This window comes from Leuconostoc pseudomesenteroides KCTC 3652, from assembly GCF_014634745.1.
In the GTDB taxonomy this organism is placed as follows: domain Bacteria; phylum Bacillota; class Bacilli; order Lactobacillales; family Lactobacillaceae; genus Leuconostoc; species Leuconostoc pseudomesenteroides.
Map to the genome: position 1 here is coordinate 1 of NZ_BMBP01000007.1, position 19,474 is coordinate 19,474.

At 39.9% G+C, this 19,474-nt stretch carries 15 protein-coding genes, 5 tRNA genes and 1 pseudogene; 18 read left to right on the plus strand and 3 right to left on the minus strand.

The genetic code is table 11. The features are described 5' to 3' along the window. The first annotated feature begins 72 nt into the window (after positions 1-72). The 10 genes from IEU65_RS07255 (at position 73) to IEU65_RS07300 (ending at position 10,126) form a co-directional block, all read left to right on the plus strand. Positions 73-145: transfer RNA gene (locus IEU65_RS07255), tRNA-Val, on the plus strand. Positions 146-147: 2 nt separating this feature from the next. After that, positions 148-221: transfer RNA gene (locus IEU65_RS07260), tRNA-Asp, on the plus strand. A 103-nt stretch (positions 222-324) separates the two neighbouring features. After that, positions 325-398, plus strand: a tRNA-Trp gene (locus tag IEU65_RS07265). A 2-nt stretch (positions 399-400) separates the two neighbouring features. Beyond that, a tRNA-His gene (locus IEU65_RS07270) sits at positions 401-473 on the plus strand. Positions 474-497: 24 nt separating this feature from the next. After that, a tRNA-Leu gene (locus IEU65_RS07275) sits at positions 498-581 on the plus strand. A gap of 246 nt (positions 582-827) precedes the next feature. Beyond that, entirely contained in the window at positions 828-4,442 is a 3,615-nt protein-coding gene (gene rpoB, locus IEU65_RS07280) for a DNA-directed RNA polymerase subunit beta (protein WP_148424296.1), read from the plus strand. Between the two features lie 19 nt (positions 4,443-4,461). After that, positions 4,462-8,124 carry a DNA-directed RNA polymerase subunit beta' gene (rpoC, locus tag IEU65_RS07285; protein WP_010278197.1) on the plus strand — a complete coding sequence of 1,221 codons (3,663 nt, stop codon included), beginning with the start codon at positions 4,462-4,464 and terminating at the stop codon, positions 8,122-8,124. Positions 8,125-8,342: 218 nt separating this feature from the next. Continuing rightward, on the plus strand, positions 8,343-8,750 hold the full coding sequence (locus tag IEU65_RS07290) for a Mini-ribonuclease 3 (protein WP_010278195.1): 408 nt from the start codon (positions 8,343-8,345) through the stop codon (positions 8,748-8,750). After that, positions 8,747-9,496, plus strand: a complete 750-nt coding sequence (gene rlmB, locus IEU65_RS07295) for a 23S rRNA (guanosine(2251)-2'-O)-methyltransferase RlmB (protein ID WP_168441529.1) — start codon at positions 8,747-8,749, stop codon at positions 9,494-9,496. The genes IEU65_RS07290 and rlmB overlap by 4 nt, the downstream gene beginning before the upstream one ends. A gap of 81 nt (positions 9,497-9,577) precedes the next feature. Beyond that, positions 9,578-10,126, plus strand: coding sequence for a sigma-70 family RNA polymerase sigma factor (locus IEU65_RS07300; RefSeq protein ID WP_010278193.1), 549 nt, complete (start codon positions 9,578-9,580; stop codon positions 10,124-10,126). A 61-nt stretch (positions 10,127-10,187) separates the two neighbouring features. Here the strand turns inward: IEU65_RS07300 and IEU65_RS07305 are convergent, their stop codons facing one another. Continuing rightward, positions 10,188-11,021 carry an alpha/beta hydrolase gene (locus tag IEU65_RS07305; protein ID WP_010278191.1) on the minus strand — a complete coding sequence of 278 codons (834 nt, stop codon included), beginning with the start codon at positions 11,019-11,021 and terminating at the stop codon, positions 10,188-10,190. Continuing rightward, the gene (locus tag IEU65_RS07310; RefSeq protein ID WP_147651175.1) at positions 11,011-12,219 is read right to left on the minus strand and encodes a PTS transporter subunit EIIC; all 1,209 of its coding nucleotides are present in this window, start codon (positions 12,217-12,219) and stop codon (positions 11,011-11,013) included. The genes IEU65_RS07305 and IEU65_RS07310 overlap by 11 nt, the downstream gene beginning before the upstream one ends. 133 nt (positions 12,220-12,352) lie before the next feature. Between IEU65_RS07310 and IEU65_RS07315 the strand changes: the two genes are divergently transcribed. The 8 genes and pseudogenes from IEU65_RS07315 (at position 12,353) to IEU65_RS07350 (ending at position 18,818) form a co-directional block, all read left to right on the plus strand. Further along, positions 12,353-12,493, plus strand: coding sequence for a teichoic acid D-Ala incorporation-associated protein DltX (locus tag IEU65_RS07315; RefSeq protein WP_031940993.1), 141 nt, complete (start codon positions 12,353-12,355; stop codon positions 12,491-12,493). A 14-nt stretch (positions 12,494-12,507) separates the two neighbouring features. Beyond that, positions 12,508-14,037 (plus strand): annotated as a pseudogene (gene dltA, locus IEU65_RS07320) (D-alanine--poly(phosphoribitol) ligase subunit DltA). Next, positions 14,030-15,244, plus strand: coding sequence for a D-alanyl-lipoteichoic acid biosynthesis protein DltB (dltB, locus tag IEU65_RS07325; protein WP_010278183.1), 1,215 nt, complete (start codon positions 14,030-14,032; stop codon positions 15,242-15,244). Before dltA ends, dltB begins: the two are co-directional and overlap by 8 nt. A gap of 37 nt (positions 15,245-15,281) precedes the next feature. Continuing rightward, positions 15,282-15,518: a D-alanine--poly(phosphoribitol) ligase subunit DltC gene (gene dltC, locus IEU65_RS07330; protein ID WP_010278181.1), complete on the plus strand. Its 237-nt coding sequence runs from the start codon at positions 15,282-15,284 to the stop codon at positions 15,516-15,518. Positions 15,519-15,522: 4 nt separating this feature from the next. Further along, the gene (dltD, locus tag IEU65_RS07335) at positions 15,523-16,809 is read left to right on the plus strand and encodes a D-alanyl-lipoteichoic acid biosynthesis protein DltD (protein ID WP_010278179.1); all 1,287 of its coding nucleotides are present in this window, start codon (positions 15,523-15,525) and stop codon (positions 16,807-16,809) included. Between the two features lie 71 nt (positions 16,810-16,880). Next, a complete protein-coding gene (gene acpS, locus IEU65_RS07340; RefSeq protein ID WP_031940992.1) occupies positions 16,881-17,291 on the plus strand; it encodes a holo-ACP synthase in 411 nt (136 codons plus the stop codon). Further along, entirely contained in the window at positions 17,288-18,409 is a 1,122-nt protein-coding gene (gene alr / locus IEU65_RS07345; RefSeq protein WP_010278175.1) for an alanine racemase, read from the plus strand. The genes acpS and alr overlap by 4 nt, the downstream gene beginning before the upstream one ends. A 43-nt stretch (positions 18,410-18,452) precedes the next feature. Next, complete coding sequence (locus tag IEU65_RS07350) at positions 18,453-18,818, plus strand: type II toxin-antitoxin system PemK/MazF family toxin (protein WP_010278174.1); 366 nt, start codon at positions 18,453-18,455, stop codon at positions 18,816-18,818. A gap of 14 nt (positions 18,819-18,832) precedes the next feature. On the opposite strand, the gene IEU65_RS07355 is transcribed toward IEU65_RS07350, so the two are convergent. Next, the gene (locus tag IEU65_RS07355) at positions 18,833-19,420 is read right to left on the minus strand and encodes a TetR/AcrR family transcriptional regulator (RefSeq protein WP_010278171.1); all 588 of its coding nucleotides are present in this window, start codon (positions 19,418-19,420) and stop codon (positions 18,833-18,835) included. Between the last annotated feature and the right edge of the window lie 54 nt (positions 19,421-19,474).

Consider the following 19,474-nt stretch of genomic DNA (forward strand, 5'->3'; position numbering starts at 1 on the left):
AAGGAGCACGGTTGGAAACCGTGTAAGCGTGGCGACACGTTTCGAGGGTTCGAATCCCTTCCTCTCCATCATGGACGCTTAGCTCAGCTGGGAGAGCACCTGCCTTACAAGCAGGGGGTCACAGGTTCGATCCCTGTAGCGTCCATTGGTCGCATGGTCTAGCTGGTTAGGACGCCTGCCTGTCACGCAGGAGATCGCGGGTTCGAGCCCCGCTGTGACCGCTACAAGTTTTAAAAAGACATGTACAATTTTCAGTGTAAAGTAAGGCGCAATTCCTTACCATGTTATTTCGGCCTTGAGTCGATATATATTTTATTTAGTATTAGGGATATAGTTAAACGGTAGAATAGCGGTCTCCAAAACCGTTGATGGGGGTTCGATTCCCTCTATCCCTGCCATGGCGGTAGTGGTGAAGTGGTTAACACACTGGTTTGTGGATCCAGCATGCGAGGGTTCGATCCCCTTCTACCGCCCTAAGCTTTAGGGCTTTATCATATGCCGCTGTGGCGGAATTGGCAGACGCGCTGGACTCAAAATCCAGTGGTGGCAACACCGTGTGGGTTCGACTCCCACCGGCGGCATTATTAAACAACCTTTCAGGTTGTTTTTTTTTATATTTCATGTATAATTAGTACCTGTAGTACTGTGAATAAATATGATTTTTGCGAAATATTGTCCGCAAGTTCTTTATATTGAAGCAAACGTTATCTGCGGAAACAGGGGCGATTGCTTTTTTTGTGCTCATAGGTTACTTTTTCAAGCCACATAGCTTGATTTGTAATCAAACAGTAATGTAAACACGGTAAATAATTAATGAGGTGATAAGTGTGGCAGGACATTTAGTTAAGTACGGTAAGCACCGTACTCGTCGGTCTTATGCAAGTATCAAAGAGGTCTTAGATGTACCAAATTTGATTGAAATTCAAACGGCATCATATCAATGGTTCTTAGATGATGGTATCAAAGAAATGTTTGGAGACATCATGCCAATCGATGATTTCCAAGGAACATTATCATTGGAATATGTTGATTATCAGTTGATGGAACCCAAATATAACATTGATGAAGCACGTGAACATGATGCTAACTACTCAGCACCATTACACGTAACTTTGCGTTTGACTAACCATGAAACTGGTGAAATCAAGTCTCAAGATGTTTTCTTTGGTGATTTTCCATTGATGACGGAGCAAGGAACGTTCATTATCAACGGTGCTGAACGTGTTATTGTTTCTCAATTAGTGCGTTCACCAGGTATCTATTACAATCAAGAAACAGATAAAAATGGTCGTCCTCATTATGGCACAACCGTCATTCCTAACCGTGGTGCATGGTTAGAATATGAAACTGATGCAAAAGGTATTGCAAACGTTCGTATTGATCGTACACGTAAATTGCTCATGACTGAGTTGGTTCGCGCGTTGGGATTTGGCTCTGATTCTGATATTATTGATATTTTTTCAGATCAGTATGATGCTTTGAATATGACTTTGGAAAAAGACGTTCACAAAGACATGTCTGATTCTCGTGTCGAAGAATCTTTGAAAGATATCTATGAACGCTTGCGTCCTGGTGAACCCAAAACGGCAGATTCATCACGTGCGTTGTTGGTTGCACGTTTCTTTGATCCAAAACGTTATGATTTAGCATCTGTTGGTCGTTACAAAATCAACAAAAAGTTGTCTTTGAAGACACGCTTGTTAAATCAGACATTAGCAGAGACTTTGGCTGATCCTGATTCAGGTGAAATTATTGCCGAAAAAGGAACCTTAGTTGACAAGTCAGTGATGGCTAAATTATCACCATTTTTGGATCGTGATGATTTCAAGACAACAACTTATACACCTTCTGGTGATGCTGTTCTTGAAGAACCTGTAACATTACAAAAGATTAAAATTGAAGCACCTGAAAATCCTGATAAGACGCTGCTGTTGATCGGAAACGGTCATATTGATGAACATGATCGTACAGTTCGTCCAGCCGACATTTTGGCTGGCATGAACTACTTCTTGAACTTACAAGAAGGTGTTGGATCAGTCGATGATATTGATCATCTTGGAAATCGTCGTATTCGATCAGTTGGAGAATTACTACAAAACCAATTCCGTATTGGATTAACGCGTATGGAACGTGTTGTACGCGAACGTATGTCAATTCAAGACGCCAATACAGTTACGCCGCAACAATTGATTAATATTCGTCCTGTTGTTGCTGCTGTTAAGGAATTTTTTGGTTCTTCACAGTTGTCACAGTTTATGGATCAAACCAACCCACTGGGTGAAATGAACCATAAGCGTCGTTTGTCAGCTCTTGGACCAGGTGGTTTGACACGTGATCGTGCCGGTGTTGAAGTCCGAGATGTTCATTACACGCACTATGGCCGAATTGACCCAATTGAAACACCTGAAGGTCCTAACATTGGTTTGATTAACTCACTGGCTACTTATGGCCGTATTAACAAGTATGGTTTTGTTGAAACACCATACCGTCGTGTTGATTGGACAACTCACAAAGTTACCGACAAAATTGACTATTTGACGGCTGATGAAGAAGATAATTACATTGTTGCACAAGCCAACTCACCATTGAATGAAGATGGTAGCTTTGTACACAATACGGTTATGGCGCGTTTTGGTGAAGAAAACATTGAAACACCAATTGATCGCATTGATTACATGGACGTTTCGCCTAAACAAGTTGTTTCCGTTGGAACAGCTGCAATTCCTTTCTTGGAAAACGATGATTCCAACCGTGCTTTGATGGGTGCCAACATGCAACGTCAAGCTGTACCATTGCTTGATCCACATGCGCCACTTGTTGGTACAGGTATTGAATACAAGGCCGCGCACGATTCAGGTGTTGCTATGATTTCTCGTGCAGCTGGTGAAGTTGAATATGTTGATGGACGTCAAATTCGTGTGCGTCGTGAAGATGGACAACTTGACACCTATGAATTGATGAAGTTCCGTCGTTCAAATGGTGGTAAAAACTATAACCAAAAGCCAATTGTTCATGCTGGTGAGCACGTTGAAGCTGATGAAGTTTTGGCTGATGGTCCATCAATGGAACAAGGAGAGTTAGCTTTGGGTCAAAACCCACTGATTGCTTTCATGACTTGGCAAGGTTACAACTTCGAAGATGCTATCGTTTTGAATGAACGTTTGGTTCGCGAAGATGTTTATACATCAATTCATATTGAAGAATATGACTCAGAAGCGCGTGACACAAAACTTGGACCGGAAGAAATGACACGCGAAATTCCTAATACTGGTGAAGACCAGTTGAAGGATTTGGATGCTGATGGTATTATTCGTGTCGGTGCTGAAGTTCATGATGGTGATATTTTGGTTGGTAAAGTGACACCAAAGGGTGTCACAGAATTATCTGCCGAAGAACGCTTGCTTCATGCTATCTTTGGAGAAAAAGCACGTGAAGTGCGTGATACATCATTACGTGTCCCTCACGGTGGCGGTGGTGTTGTTCAAAACGTACGTATTTATACACCAGAAAATGGTGATGAGTTAGCACCAGGTGTTAATATGATGGTACGTGTCTACATTGCTCAGAAGCGTAAGATTCAAGTTGGTGATAAAATGGCTGGCCGTCATGGAAACAAAGGAACTGTTTCTGTGGTTGTCCCTGAAGAAGATATGCCATACATGCCAGATGGCACACCAATTGACATTTTGCTCTCACCAATGGGCGTGCCTTCACGTATGAACATTGGGCAAGTTTTGGAACTTCACTTAGGATTTGCTGCAAAACAACTTGGTATTCACGTTGCCTCACCTGTCTTTGACGGTGCTAGTGATGATGAAATTGAAGCCGCATTACGCGAAGCCGGCTTGCCACAAGATGGTAAATCAGTTGTTTATGATGGCCGTACGGGTGAAGCATTCGACAAACGTGTTGGCGTTGGTGTCATGCACTATATGAAGTTAGCCCACATGGTCGACGATAAGATACACGCGCGTTCTATTGGACCATACTCGCTTGTTACGCAACAGCCTTTGGGTGGTAAAGCGCAATTTGGTGGACAGCGTTTCGGTGAAATGGAAGTTTGGGCATTGGAAGCTTATGGTGCTGCTTATACCTTGCAAGAAATCTTGACATACAAGTCAGATGATGTTGCTGGACGTGTTAAAGTTTATGAGTCAATCATCAAGGGTGAACCAATTCCACGCCCTGGTGTGCCAGAATCATTCCGTGTCTTGGTAAAAGAATTGCAAGCACTTGGTCTAGACATGCAGGTCTTGGATGGATCGGGCGATGAAGTAGAATTGCGTCAAATGGATGAAGATGATTCGATTTTACCAGTTGATGCACTTGAAAAATTGGCTCGTACAAATCCAGATTTGTTAAATAAAGAAGACGAAGAAGTTGCAGCAGCCTTTTCTAAGGTTGAAGCACAAGATACAGCTGCATCAGACGGCAATAATTAAGAAAGGTAACAGCAAATAGATGGCAATCGATGTTAACAAGTTTGAAAGTATGCAAATCGGTTTGGCATCACCAGATAAGATTCGTTCATGGTCTTATGGTGAAGTAAAAAAGCCAGAAACGATTAATTATCGAACATTAAAGCCTGAAAAAGACGGTTTGTTCGATGAACGCATTTTCGGACCTACAAAAGATTATGAATGTGCCTGTGGTAAATACAAGCGAATCCGATATAAAGGTATCGTCTGCGACCGTTGTGGTGTTGAAGTAACATCATCAAAAGTACGTCGCGAGCGTATGGGTCACATCGAATTGGCTGCACCTGTTACACATATTTGGTATTTCAAAGGTATTCCTTCACGAATGGGTCTTGTTTTGGATATGTCACCTCGTTCACTTGAAGAAATTATCTACTTTGCGTCATACGTTGTCATTGAACCTGGTGATGCACCAGTTGAGAAGAAGCAAATGGTGACGGAACGCGAATACCGCCAATTGAAAAAAGAATATGGTGCTGGCTTTAAGGCTGGTATGGGTGCGGAAGCAATTAAAGAATTGTTGGCTAATGTTGATTTAGCTGGCGAAGCTGATGAGTTGAAGCGCGAATTGCAAGAAGCTACTGGTCAAAAACGTGTACGCGCTGTACGTCGTTTGGACATTGTTGAAGCGTTCTTACAATCTGACAATAAGCCTGAATGGATGGTAATGGACGTTGTGCCTGTTATCCCACCAGACTTGCGTCCAATGGTCCAATTGGAAGGTGGTCGTTTTGCGACTTCTGATTTGAATGATTTGTATCGCCGTGTGATTAACCGCAACAATCGTTTGAAGCGTTTGTTGGACTTAAATGCCCCAGGTATTATTGTTCAAAACGAAAAGCGTATGTTACAAGAAGCTGTTGACGCCTTGATTGATAATGGTCGTCGTGGTCGTCCAGTGGCTGGTCCTGGTAACCGTCCATTGAAATCACTTTCACACATGCTAAAAGGTAAGCAAGGTCGTTTCCGTCAAAACTTGCTTGGTAAGCGTGTCGATTATTCTGGTCGTTCAGTTATTGATGTTGGACCTTTCTTGAAGATGAACCAAATGGGATTGCCTGTACCAATGGCAATCGAATTGTTCCGTCCATTTATCATGAAAGAATTAACAACACGTAAGTTGGCTGGTAACGTCAAATCTGCTAAGCGTAAGATTGATAAAGCTGACGGCGATGTCATGGATGTTTTGGAAGATGTTATTAAAGAACACCCTGTTTTGTTAAACCGTGCACCTACGTTGCACCGTTTAGGCATTCAAGCGTTTGAGCCAGTGTTAGTTTCAGGTAAAGCAATGCGTTTGCATCCGCTGGTTACTGAAGCCTATAACGCAGACTTTGATGGTGATCAGATGGCGATTCACGTGCCATTATCTGATGAAGCACAAGCTGAAGCACGTTTACTAATGCTTGCCGCTGGGCACATTTTGGCACCAAAAGATGGAAAGCCAATCGTTGCGCCATCACAGGACATGGTTATTGGTAACTATTACCTAACTACTGAGGAAGCTGGTCGCGAAGGCGAAGGGATGATTTTCTCAAGTGTTGATGAAGCACGCATTGCTTTTGCAAGTAAAGTTGTTCATTATCATACACGTGTTGGAATCCAAACGTCTTCATTCCCAGCTGAAAAGCCATTTACAGACGAACAACGTTCTAAAGTAATGGTTACATCAGTTGGAAAGCTAATTTTTAATGAAATTTTACCAACTGATTTTCCGTTTATCAACGAACCATCTGAGGATAACTTTAAGGGCGTCGATGATCGTTTCTTCATTGAGTCAGGTGAAGATATTCATGATTATCTAGCAGAAACGCCAATCATTGGTGCTTTCAAAAAAGGATTCTTATCAGATATTATTGCTGAAGTTTACAAGCGCTACAAAGTGACGGAAACGTCACTGTTACTGGATCGCATGAAAGACTTAGGCTATGAAAAGTCAACTGAATCTGGTTTGACAGTTGCTATGACTGATGTGACAGATTTGAAAGAAAAGCCTGCTATTCTTGAAGATGCGCATAACCAAGTTGCTACTGTAACCAAGCAATTCCGTCGAGGACTGATTACGGATGATGAGCGCTACCAACGAGTTACTGAAATTTGGACAAAAGCCAAGGATATCATTCAAGATAAGCTGATTGAATCATTTGAACCAACTAATCCAATTTTCATGATGCAAGACTCAGGTGCTCGTGGTAACATTTCAAACTTCGTTCAATTGGCTGGTATGCGTGGTCTGATGGCCGGACCTGGTGGTAAAATTATTGAATTGCCAGTTACAGCTAACTTCCGTGAAGGTTTGACAGTGATGGAAATGTTTATTTCTACTCACGGGGCCCGAAAGGGAATGTCAGATACAGCCTTGAAGACGGCTAACTCAGGATACTTGACGCGTCGACTAGTTGATGTTGCGCAAGATGTTATTGTTCGTGAATTCGACAATGATTCTGATCGTGGTGTTGCCGTTAAAGCAATCATGGATGGCACATCAGTTGTTGAACCACTTTACGATCGTATTTTGGGACGTTATGCAATGAAGTCAGTGTTTGATCCAGAAACTGGTGAAAAGATTGTTTCTCGTAATGAAATGATTGATGAAGATGTTGCCAAAGCGATTGTCAATGCTGGCATTGAAGAAGTAACGATTCGTTCTGTCTTTACGTCAACAACAGAGCACGGTGTTTCAGTACTCGACTATGGTCGTAACTTAGCATCTGGTGAAGAAGTTGAAGTGGGTGAAGCTGTTGGAACTGTTGCTGCACAATCAATTGGTGAACCAGGTACGCAATTGACAATGCGTAACTTCCATACAGGTGGTGTTGCCGGTGGTAATGATATTACGCAAGGTTTGCCTCGTGTCCAAGAAATTGTTGAAGCACGTATTCCTAAGGGACGTGCAGAAATTTCTGAAGTGACTGGTGTTGTGACTGCAATTGAAGAAAACCCAGCAGAACGTACGAAAGCTGTCACTATTGAAGGTGAAACGGATACGCGTACGTATACTTTGCCGCTCACTGCACGCATGCGTTTTGCAGAAGGTGACGAGATCCAACGTGGTGATGCTATTAATGAAGGACCAATTGATCCTAAGGAATTATTAGCTGTTACAGATACGTTAACAACAGAATCATACATGTTAACAGAAATTCAAAAAGTTTACCGTTTACAAGGTATTGAAGTTTCGGATAAGCATATTGAAGTTATGATTCGTCAAATGTTGCGTAAAGTGCGTGTGATGGATCCGGGCGAAACAGACTTATTGCCAGGAACATTGATGGATATTGCTGATTTCAAGCGCGCTAATGAACCAGCATTGTTTGAAGGTCTTGTGCCGGCAACTGCTCGTCCAGTTTTGCTTGGTATTACTAAGGCTGCGTTAGAAACAAATTCATTCTTGTCAGCTGCGTCATTCCAAGAAACAACACGTGTCTTGACTGATGCTGCTATTCGTGGTAAAAATGATCCACTAGTTGGTTTGAAAGAAAACGTTATTATTGGAAAGATCATTCCTGCCGGAACGGGTATGGCGGAATATCGTAAGATTAAGAGTAAGGTTGTTGGTGATGTTATCGCACAACCTGAACTTGAGACAGAAGATACACCCGACATTCCAAAATTAGATGATGTCGCTAAGGCATTTGAAGATTAATAGTGATGACTACAAAGCCGCTCATTTTTCGAATGAGCGGTTTTTTTGATTTAAAGAAAATAAAATCAACAGGCGAATGTGCACGTTATGCCAAAAATGATGTCGATTATGCCAAAAGGGTATGTGTTTTCAGTTGTTTAAGATAAACTAATTATTGTTCTGCAGAACGATGTTTGAAAAGTTATACGCAATCTATCATAATTGCGTATAATTGAATTATGCATAATTTAAATTACGAACAAATGAACGGATTGGCATTGGCTTATATTGGAGATGCAATTTATGAATTAGAAGTGCGACAACATTTGTTAGCAATGGGTTTGACAAAGGTAAATGATCTTCAAAAAAGAAGTAAACATTACGTGTCGGCTAAAGCCCACGCAGCAATTTTTCAACGCATGTCAGACGATCAAATTCTTTTCGAAGATGAACTAATCTACTTTAAGCGTGGTCGAAACGCCAAATCACACACGAAAGCAAAAAATACTGATGTCGTTACCTATAGAATTTCGACAGGCATTGAAGCATTGTTTGGTTATTTATATTTGTCTAACCGTCAAAAACGATTGCAAACGTTAATGGCATGGATCTTTGACGAAATTGAAACTGGGAGAATAAAGAAATGAAACGTGATGAAGCAGGTGAATTCATTTATGGTCATCATGCCAGTGTTGAAGCACTAAAAAGCAAACAAGAAATCAACAAAGTTTTGGTACAAACTGGCCTGCAAGATAAAATGCGCAATGAAGTTTTGCAGTTTGCAAAAAAAAGGGGATTAGTTGTTCAGCAAGCCCCTAAATCGAAATTAGATGAATTAACTGATGGCGGGAACCATCAAGGTGTTGTGCTGAGTGTTGCCGCTTTTGAGTATGCCTCAATTGATGATTTATTTGATCGAGCCAGTCAACAAGATGAAGAGCCATTTTTTTTGATTTTAGATGGTATTGAGGATCCACATAATTTAGGATCAATTTTAAGAACGGCCGACGCTGCTGGCGTCCACGGTATTATCATTCCTAAACGTCGCGCGGTTCAACTGACCGCGACAGTGGCCAAAACATCCACGGGTGCTATCGAACACGTGCCAGTCGCTCGTGTGACTAATTTGGCAGCAGTTGTCGAGTCACTCAAAAAGCGTGGCGTCTGGATATTTGGTACCGACATGTCTGGTGAAGATTATCGTCGCTTGGATGCCAAGGGAGCCACGGCTTTAATCATTGGCAACGAGGGGAAGGGCATTTCGCCACTTTTGAAGAAAAAGGTGGATGGTATGTTAACAATTCCAATGATTGGGCATGTTCAGAGTTTAAATGCCAGTGTTGCAGCTAGTTTATTGATATATCAAGGATATAATTCACGTCATCCGTTATAATACGCATACCAAATAAACAGAATAGCACGATGATATCTATCTTATATTCTGTTAATGTATGCGACAAACGGGAGCATAATATTGACGAAAGATAGGCTGTTAGCCACAGTAATTGCGGCAAAAAAAGGACATGATTGTGCATACAGTGTGCTAATAAAACATTTAAAACCTGCTATTTTTAACGTTCATAAGCGAAAAATAAGTGGGCATATTAAAAAGGATGATTGGTATTCCGAGGGACTTGAAATACTAATGAAGTGTGTGAAACGGTATGAAGTAGCATGCCCACGTGCAAAATTTTCGACTTACTTTATTACTGCGCTATCAAATCGAGCTATTGATTTGTTGCGACATCATAACACTGAAAAAGCACAGTTTTGTCAAAAGATGATTTGGGTCGATGATGATGAAAAACCCATAGATATTGCTACAGACACGTATAATCCAGAAGTTATTGTTGGTTTACGAGAGTCTATTAACCAATTAAGTTTAGCAAAATCGACTTCATTCAAGCATGCAGTCCTACAAATGATAGGTGCTTTGAAATACGATATTGCTGAGAGTGATAAACGGCGGTTTGAACAAATGCAATATCGTCTCAAAAAAATGATAGAAGCTGGTGTGAAATAATGAAAAAAGCCTTGTAACGTGATTATTATTCACGCTACAAGGCTTTTTGAGTGTAGGAGTTTTAAGGTGTTGGACGGCCAGTATTATCTGTTTTTGTCAACAAATACTCTTGAATTAGTGAAACAACTTCACTATTTTCCGGTAAGCTTGAATGTTGGGCATCACTGCCAGAAACAGTGATTTGGGTATAGGCTTTAACATGTTTTTGAAAGATGTATTTTCCAGCGATGACACTTTGTACAGGCACAATACCGTCGTCTGTATAATCTTCTGTGCCGGCAATTGAGTAAACCGACAATCCTTTGGGCAAGTTTTTACTCTTGTTGATATAATCAGTTAACATCACTGTCCGACGAGCCAACGTCACTTCAGAAAAATTATAAGGCGTGCCTAACGTCATGAGCGTTGTCATGTTAAAATTGTCAGAGCTATAATAGTTTTCCAAAAATCCAGTCCAAATCAAACCGCCGTTGGAATGCCCGATTGCTTGAAAATTTCTAAAATGATAACGTTCTTGCAAATCGGTCATGGCTGTGTTTAGCCAACGATATTGTTTTTTGATATTATCATATCCATCTCGATTGTTTTGAAAACCAATGACGATAAATGGTTGTTCATCATTAGCTCTAATATGCCCTGAGTATACTAATTTGCCATCAGTATTGACTTGGACCTTTAAAATGCTGTGCGTTGATTTAGGATTATTTAATTTACTTAGTAAATTATCAAACCGATTAATTGTGGCGCTAGATCCGGGAATAAAAATAATCGGTGCCATTCGAGAGTTTTGAATTTTTGCTTGATTATTATTAGTATGTGTTACCCAATCGTGACCAAAAAAACCAATGATAGCCATGAGTAACAAACTTAATATGATAATTACTTTATTTCTCATAGCTGACCTCGGATGTTTCTATGACAATAAATGGTCTGTAAATAACAACGGATAGTGCAAAAATGATAACGACAATTAGCAATGACCAACTGTCATTACTCCCCAAGAAAGAAACGAGTGTGCTTGGTGTCGTGTTGGGTGTTGAAAGTGTTGCTGGCTTAATGAGATGGGTCACAATAGCGGTATAACCGATTAATGTGCCAAGTAGGCTTGTCAAAATCATGGGGACAAGCATTAACGGTCGTAAAAATATTGGTAAGCCAAAGTATAACAGCTGATTACTATTGAATAAGCTAGGTAGGAGTGACAGCATACCTAAATGCTGTTGCTTTTTTCTAATGGAGAATAGGAGAATAAAGCTGATTGCTAATGTGCTGCCAACACCACCAAATAAAGAAAAAGCTGTGTAGACACTATAAAGGTTAGTTGGATAAGGCAGTGTAGCATTTGTGTTTGTCAAAATTGTATCTAAATTTTTAATGACAGCATTAATAGTGCTGGGATTATTAATTAATTCACGCGGCAAACCAATTCCTAGCCACCACAGTAGTGGCGCCACTACGCTAATAATCACCAGACCAATGAAGGTTGTAAAAAAATTGTTAGATAACAAGGTATTCAATGCAGATCGAACCACGCTGCGTTGAATAGCAAAATGTAAAGCAACATCAATTAGTAAAATCAGGGCAGCCCAAATCAAAAATCTGACAGCAAACGGTTGCGGATTATCACCGCTGACAAATTTTTGATAAAAATAGAAACTTTCACAACTAATGAAAGACAGCAGAATGACTAACAAATACTGTGAAGTATCATAAGTTGGTGTTTGGCCTTTACCTAAAAATAAAAAATAAGTGCCTAAAAAATTAGTGAGGGTGGGTAAGGTCGTTTGCGTTACTTTCCGAACCGACAAATAGCGTTTGGTAAAAGTTGCTGATAGAATCATCAGAACAAATACTTCTAACAAGGAGAGCATTTCTTGTAATTGGAAAATAGCAGGTATTCTTAATCGCCAATCAAATAGTGTTACGAACAACGCATTTGGTGACAAGATGAGCTGCGAGATAAGTCGTGCGTAGACACAAACTGCCAGAAGAGGGAGTGTCTGTTTCATGGCGAAGAGCGTGGTACTAATCATCCTATTTTTAAGGACGAAGTTATCTAGTTTCGTAGTGATATCGATTGTTTTTTTTATCATGTTGCTCCAGTATTGAAACACAATATTAACATTTTGAAATATATGTGTTATAATTAGTTCTATTATGTCGTTGTAACTGTATTTTTTTGTTACTTCGATTATACATTAATCCATTCAGATGGGGGTATTTTGAATGATAAAACAGTTCTTTCAGCGTCCAATAGTTAATTTCATTGGTCGTACACTCTTTTATTTCATCATCATTTTGGTATTATTATACCTTTATGGTTATTCAGGTGTTGGTGAGGGGCACTTTATCTATAACGAGTTTTAAATGGGGGAATTAACATGATTAGTAACGTGATTAATCAAATTGATGCAATTGCGCAAAACACCGGTGACTTGATTGCATACGATGAATTAGGACGTACACACACATATGCGCAGCTAAAGTCAGGATCAGACAGTCTGGCGGCTCATATTGATAGCCTTAATTTACCAACTGGAGCGCCAATTATGGTTTATGGCGGGCAACAGTTTGAGATGATTGCTAGCTTTTTAGGTAGTACCAAGTCAGGACACGCTTATATTCCAGTTGACAAGAGTTCTGCTGATGAGCGTCTAACCGACATATTAGAGATTGGCAAGCCAGCGCTTGTGATTGCTGTTGATGAGTTGCCGATTGAGATTACTTCAGTGCCGGTGATTGATCCAAAAGCACTTACCAGTATTTTTGACAATGAAACGTCTTATCAAATAACACATCCAGTTGAGGGTGACGATAATTTCTATATCATATTCACATCTGGTACAACAGGTAAACCGAAGGGCGTTCAGATCTCACATCGTAACCTAATTAGTTTTGCAGATTGGATGTTGAGCGATGACTTCAATTGGCCAGAAAAAAGCCAAGTTTTGTCACAGCCACCTTACTCATTTGACCTATCTGTTATGGATTGGGCACCAGCACTATTGTCTAGCAGCACACTAAAAGCGCTGCCAAAAGAAACGGCAGATGATTTCAAAACATTATTTGGAACATTGCCTAAATTGGACCTCAATATTTGGGTTTCGACACCATAGTTTGCTGATGTCGCTTTGCTGGATCCTAATTTTACTCAAGAAAATTTGCCACAGTTGACGCATTTTCTTTTCTGTGGTGAAGTGCTGACGAGTACAACTGCTCAAAAGTTACTATCACGATTTCCAAATGCAACAGTATATAACACCTATGGTCCAACAGAAGCGACGGTAGCGGTTTCTGGTTTGCCAATTACCGAAGCGGTTATTGCAACTAACGACAAGATGCCAATCGGCTACGTCAAATCAGATACAACAATCAAAATTCAGGATCCCGATGGGCAAGACGTGCCAGCCGGAGAAACTGGCGAAATTGTAATTTGTGGACCTTCTGTTTCAAAGGGATACCTTAATAATCCTGAAAAAACGGCACAAGCTTTTAAACAAATTGATGGACATCAGGCTTATAAAACTGGTGATTTGGCAACCATGGATTCTTCTGGATTGTTGCATTATCGTGGTAGAAGTGATTTTCAAATAAAGTTGCATGGTTTCAGAATTGAACTAGAAGAGGTTGCACAACAGTTGCAACAGAGTCACTTTGTGGCACAAGCAGCAGCAGTACCACGCTATGATGACGAAGGAAAAGTGAAACAATTGCTAGCCGTCATTGTTGCTAGCGACAACTCATTTGAAAAGCCTATGCAATTAACCAATGCCATTAAAGACGAATTGAAAGACATTATGATGCCTTATATGGTACCTGGTCGTTTTATCTATCGAGAAGCGATGCCGCTCACACCCAACGGCAAAATTGATTTAAAAGGATTGATTGCTGAGGTGAATGGGGATGCTTAATTTACAACCTTATGCTGATCCAAAATATTTTATTATTTTGTTACTGGCATTATTGCCCTTGGCTATCGGCTTGTACTTTGGCAAGCGTTTTGCCTGGTATGAAGTAATAGTCTCAGTTGTCTTTATCTTTTTGATGTTTGATGGGCATAAGTATCATGAAGGATTCGCCTTAATTGGTTATATGATCTGGCAATGGTTACTAGTCTGGGCTTATACGATATATCGTAAAAAAGCTAACAATAGCTGGGTATTTTATGGCGCAACAGTCTTGGCGATTGTGCCACTGGCACTCGTAAAAATTGCTCCTGCTGCACATTGGACACATGTTACGACGCTGCTTGGTTTTATGGGAATTTCATATTTAACTTTCCGATCAGTTGCCATGATTATGGAAACGCGAGATGGGACTATTAAAGCGTTTAACCCTTGGCTGTTCCTGCGCTTCATGCTTTTCTTACCAACAATATCATCCGGACCGATTGATCGATATCGTCGTTTTGTGAAAGATATTGAAAGTGTACCGGCGCGAGAAAAATACTTAGACATGCTTGGAAAAGCTGTTCACTTTTTCTTTCTTGGATTTTTGTACAAATTTGTTTTATCTTACATTTTTGGCACCTTGCTTCTGCCAAGAGTTGAACATATGGCAATGCTATCGGCGCATGCTAATGGTGGATGGTCTTGGTGGCTAATTGGTGTCATGTATGCGTATGGATTTGATTTGTTCTTTGACTTTGCTGGATACTCATTGTTTGCAGTTGCAACTGGTTATGTCATGGGTATAGAAGTGCCAATGAACTTTAATTTGCCATTCTTGTCCAAAAACTTGAAAGAATTTTGGAATCGTTGGCACATGACACTATCATTTTGGTTCCGTGATTTTGTTTTCATGAGGTTGGTCTTCATGATGATGAAAAACAAATGGTTCAAGAGTCGAATTACGACTTCTAACGTGGCTTATATAGCCAATATGTTGTTAATGGGCTTCTGGCACGGATTAACTTGGTATTATATCGCCTATGGTTTATTCCATGGTGTTGGCCTAGTGGTCAACGATGCATGGTTGCGATATAAGAAAAAGCATCATGTACCGCATAATAAGTTTACAGAAGCGTTCGCCATTGTCTTGACGTTCCACGTCGTGATGATTAGTTTCTTACTCTTTAGTGGTTTTTTGGATACCTTATGGTTCCATCATCATCATTAATCGTTAGTAGTACAATATAACTTACAGGAGAAATAACATGGATGTAAAAACAGAAGTAGTAGAAATTTTAAACACTATTATTGGTGAAGACATTTCAGATCAAATGGACGACGATTTTTTTGAAAGTGGATTGCTCGATTCAATGGCAACTGTTGAATTGCTACTTGATTTAGAAACCAAGTTCGACATTCAAGCACCAGTTTCAGAATTTGATCGCAATGATTGGAACACGCCTAATAAGGTGATTGCTAAAGTTGAATCTTTGATGGGTTAATACGATGAATAAAAAGCGGGGGCTGTGGTGGATTTTTGGTCCGGTAATTTTGGCATTTGTCATGGTTACTGTACTGTTATTAGTACCATTTTCATTAAGTCAAATCTCAAATAAAGATATTCAAGAGGCGTCGGTTTCATTCTCAAAAAATGTGTTTAAAGGTGAAACAGTTAAAATGCAAGCATTTAATGATCCGGATACGCACTATGTGCCATTCTTTGGATCAAGTGAATTATTGCGATTAGATACGATGCATCCTAGCATGTTAGCAGAGAAGTATGATCGTAATTATCGACCATTTTTACTTGGACAGGCAGGAACTGAGTCATTGGCGCATTATTTGGGGATGCAGGAAATGACGCCAGCATTGCATAAAAAGCAGGCAGTTTTTGTTATTTCGCAACAATGGTTCACTAAGCGGGATACAAAATGGGCATTTCCAGAATTTTACTCACCTTTGCAAACCGTGAACTGGTTGCGTAATATTACTAAAATCACACCAACTGATCGGTTCATTGCGCGCCGATTGTTACAGCAAAAGCAAGTGTGCGATAGTGATTTTTATGCTAACCTAATCACTAAAATTAAGAATAATCAACCACTATCTGAAACTGATCAGAATATGTTGATTATTCGTAATCGTATGTTGGTTCGTGAAGATCAATTGTTCTCAAATATAACGCTAACGAATAACTGGAACAAAAAAGTTAAGCCGGCGTTAAAAAGATTACCAAATGCTGATAATCAAAGTCTTTTGATTAAACAGGCGGATAAGTTTGCTAAAAAGCAAACAAGCAATAATCCGTTTGGCATTAAAAATAGTTTCTTTAAACAACGTGTTAAGCCGCGATTGAAGCGCTTAGCACAATCACAGACAAACTTTGATTACCGCCAGTCGGAAGAATATGGTGATTTTCAAGCAGTTTTACAAGAATTTGCTAAGGAACATACAGATGTGTTGTTTATTATTCAACCTGTGAACCAAAAATGGTCAAAATATACAGGGTTGAATACTGAGATGTACTATCAAAGTGTTAACAAAGTTAAAAAGCAATTGAAGTCGCAAGGATTCAATAATATTGCTGACTTTTCACACGATGGTGGGAAAAAGTATTTCATGCAGGATACTATTCATATGGGCTGGCGTGGTTGGCTGGCAACCGATCAGGCTCTCAAACCTTTTTTTGCGAAAGGGTATCAAGCACCTAAATACAAAATTAACAATAATTATTTATCAGAAAAATGGCAAAATTTAATGCCAACGACTAATAATTTAGCTAATTTTAAATAAAACAGGAATGTAGAAGGTTAAGTGAGACAAATTAGTATTGTCATTGCTTAACCTTTTGCTACAATAGAGACATGATAATAGGAATTGGGAACGATACGGAATCAATTAGTCGCGTGAGACAAATTGTTGACCGACAATCAAACTTCATGCTGTCAATATTGACACCGGCAGAGCAAGAAGCGGCTAAACAGCGAAATGGTAAACATTTTGCTGAATTTGTTGCGGGCAGATTTTCCGCTAAAGAAGCGTTCTCAAAAGCTACTGGTTATGGCATTGGTGAAAAAGTTCATTGGCAGGATATTGAAATTCTAAATGAAACTAATGGACGACCAGTTATGACTGTTAAAAATTTTCCGTACCATACTTATGTTGCCATCACCCATAGTGGCGATCAAGTTAACACAATTGTTATTATTGAGCGTTTGACAATTTGGGAAAAAATAAGTGTAAGGTTATTGCCAAAAAGGGGTGTTCTCTCATGACAAATGATGAGATTTTAAATTTGAGACCAACATGGCTTGAGATTGATTTGAAGGCCATACAAGAAAATGCAAAAAAAGTTATGAGTTATGCCGGGGCAAAACGTTTAATTGCAGTGGTAAAGGCTAATGCATACGGGCATGGCATGGCGGCTGTTGCTCAAGCATTATTAGAGATTGGTGTGACGGACTTTGCTGTTGCAACAGTGGGTGAAGGTGTTGCATTACGCGAAAAACTGTCACAGGAAAATGTGACCATCACATTATTGGGTGTTCAAGATGTTAAGCAGACACCTATCATGGTTAAATATAGGCTGGCTCCTGCTGTGGGGACGACTGCTTGGTTAGAAGAGGCAATGAGCCAAATTACAAGTGGGCAACAGTTAAATGTTCAATTAGCGGTTGACACTGGTATGGGAAGAATGGGCGCACATTCTGAAGCAGCGGTTAAATCGCTCTATGATGTGATTAAATCTTCTGAACAGCTTGTTTTGTCAGGGGTATTCACGCATTTTGCAACCGCAGATGACAATAACGAGACCTATTATAAAAAACAAGTGGATAGCTTTTATCAATGGGTACAGGCGGCTAATATTCCCGCGGATTACTGGCATTTAGCTAATTCAGGTTCAGCAATTTGGCATCACAATGAAATTGATACTAATACTATTCGCGTCGGATCAGTTTTATATGGCTATAATCCAGGAACACCTGATTTGCCAATGCCTTTTGAGTTATCATCTGTTCTCTCACTAAAGTCTAAAATTGGTTCTGTACACCGCCTAGAAACAGGTGAATCTGTCAGTTATGGTGCAACATATACTGCAGAAATGCCACAATGGGTGGCCACACTACCAATCGGTTATGCCGATGGTTATTTACGCCGCATGTCGGGGATGAAAGTATTAGTTGATGGGCATATCGAGCATGTGATTGGACGTGTCACTATGGACCAAATTGTGATAACATTAAATAAAATGTATCCTGTTGGCACGGTAGTTACATTGATTGGTCAAGATGGTGAGCAGAAAATTACGTTAGAAGATGTTGCAAACTATGCAAAGTCTATCCCACATGAAATTTTAACAACGTTAGGGCCAAGGTTGCCCCGACACTACTAAAACAAAGCGCCAACTGGCGTGTACATATTAAAGCGAGAATATTATGACAATAGAACAACAAACAGTAATGCGTGGCGATGTTTTTTACGCCGATCTCAAACAGGGGCTTGGTTCTGAGCAAGCTGGTGTCCGACCTGTGTTAATCATTCAAAATGATGTTGGTAATGCTAATTCACCAACAACAATTATAGCGGCGATTACCTCACAGATTACGAAGCCAAAGTTACCAACGCATGTTTTACTTCCTGCACATTTAGGTGGGATGAAAAAAGATTCTGTCATTTTAGCGGAACAAGTTAGAACAATTGATAAACGCCGACTACGAGATAAAATTGCTCATATTCAGGCTAACTCTAAGGAAATGCAACAAGTTGCGCATGCTCTACGCATTAGCGTTGGGTTAAAATAAAAAACCGATTGATTTTATCGGTTTTTTGGTTGGTTTAAATTTGATATAGATGTATTGAATAAAATATCAGCACGATGTATGAGTTGGGGTACTGGTAAAAGAACGTCTGCTGTTAGCCAATCAACCATCAGCTTAATTAGCATTTGACTTAGAATGTTTGCAACAAATTTTTGTTCAGTTGTATGGCAGTTCTTAAATGGTAACCAATCACGGCGTAGGCGGGCGAGAAAGTCATCGAATAACTCGAAATCTAGGCCACCAGCATTTTGATAGGCAGCGGTGATAGCTTCACGGTAACGAATTAAAACGTTAAGGACAATTTTTGTTTGTTTATGATTGGTAACATCAAGTGTATGACCAATAGGATCGCAAGTTTGCTGTGTTAATTCATACAAAATTTCAGATAAAATTTTGTCCTCTAAACGGACGAGGAGAACTTGAGTGGGTGTATCAAAATATTTGTAAAAAGTTTTGCGATTGATGTTGGCACGTCGGGCAATTTCGGCAACTGTGATTTTTGATAATGGAACCTCGTGAAGTATGTCAATGACAGTCTCAAGAATTTTGTCTTGAGTTGCTTCACGACTTGCATTTTTCGACATTGTATTCTATCTCCTGATACACCAATAATCATATTATATGAGTTATTTTTTCAT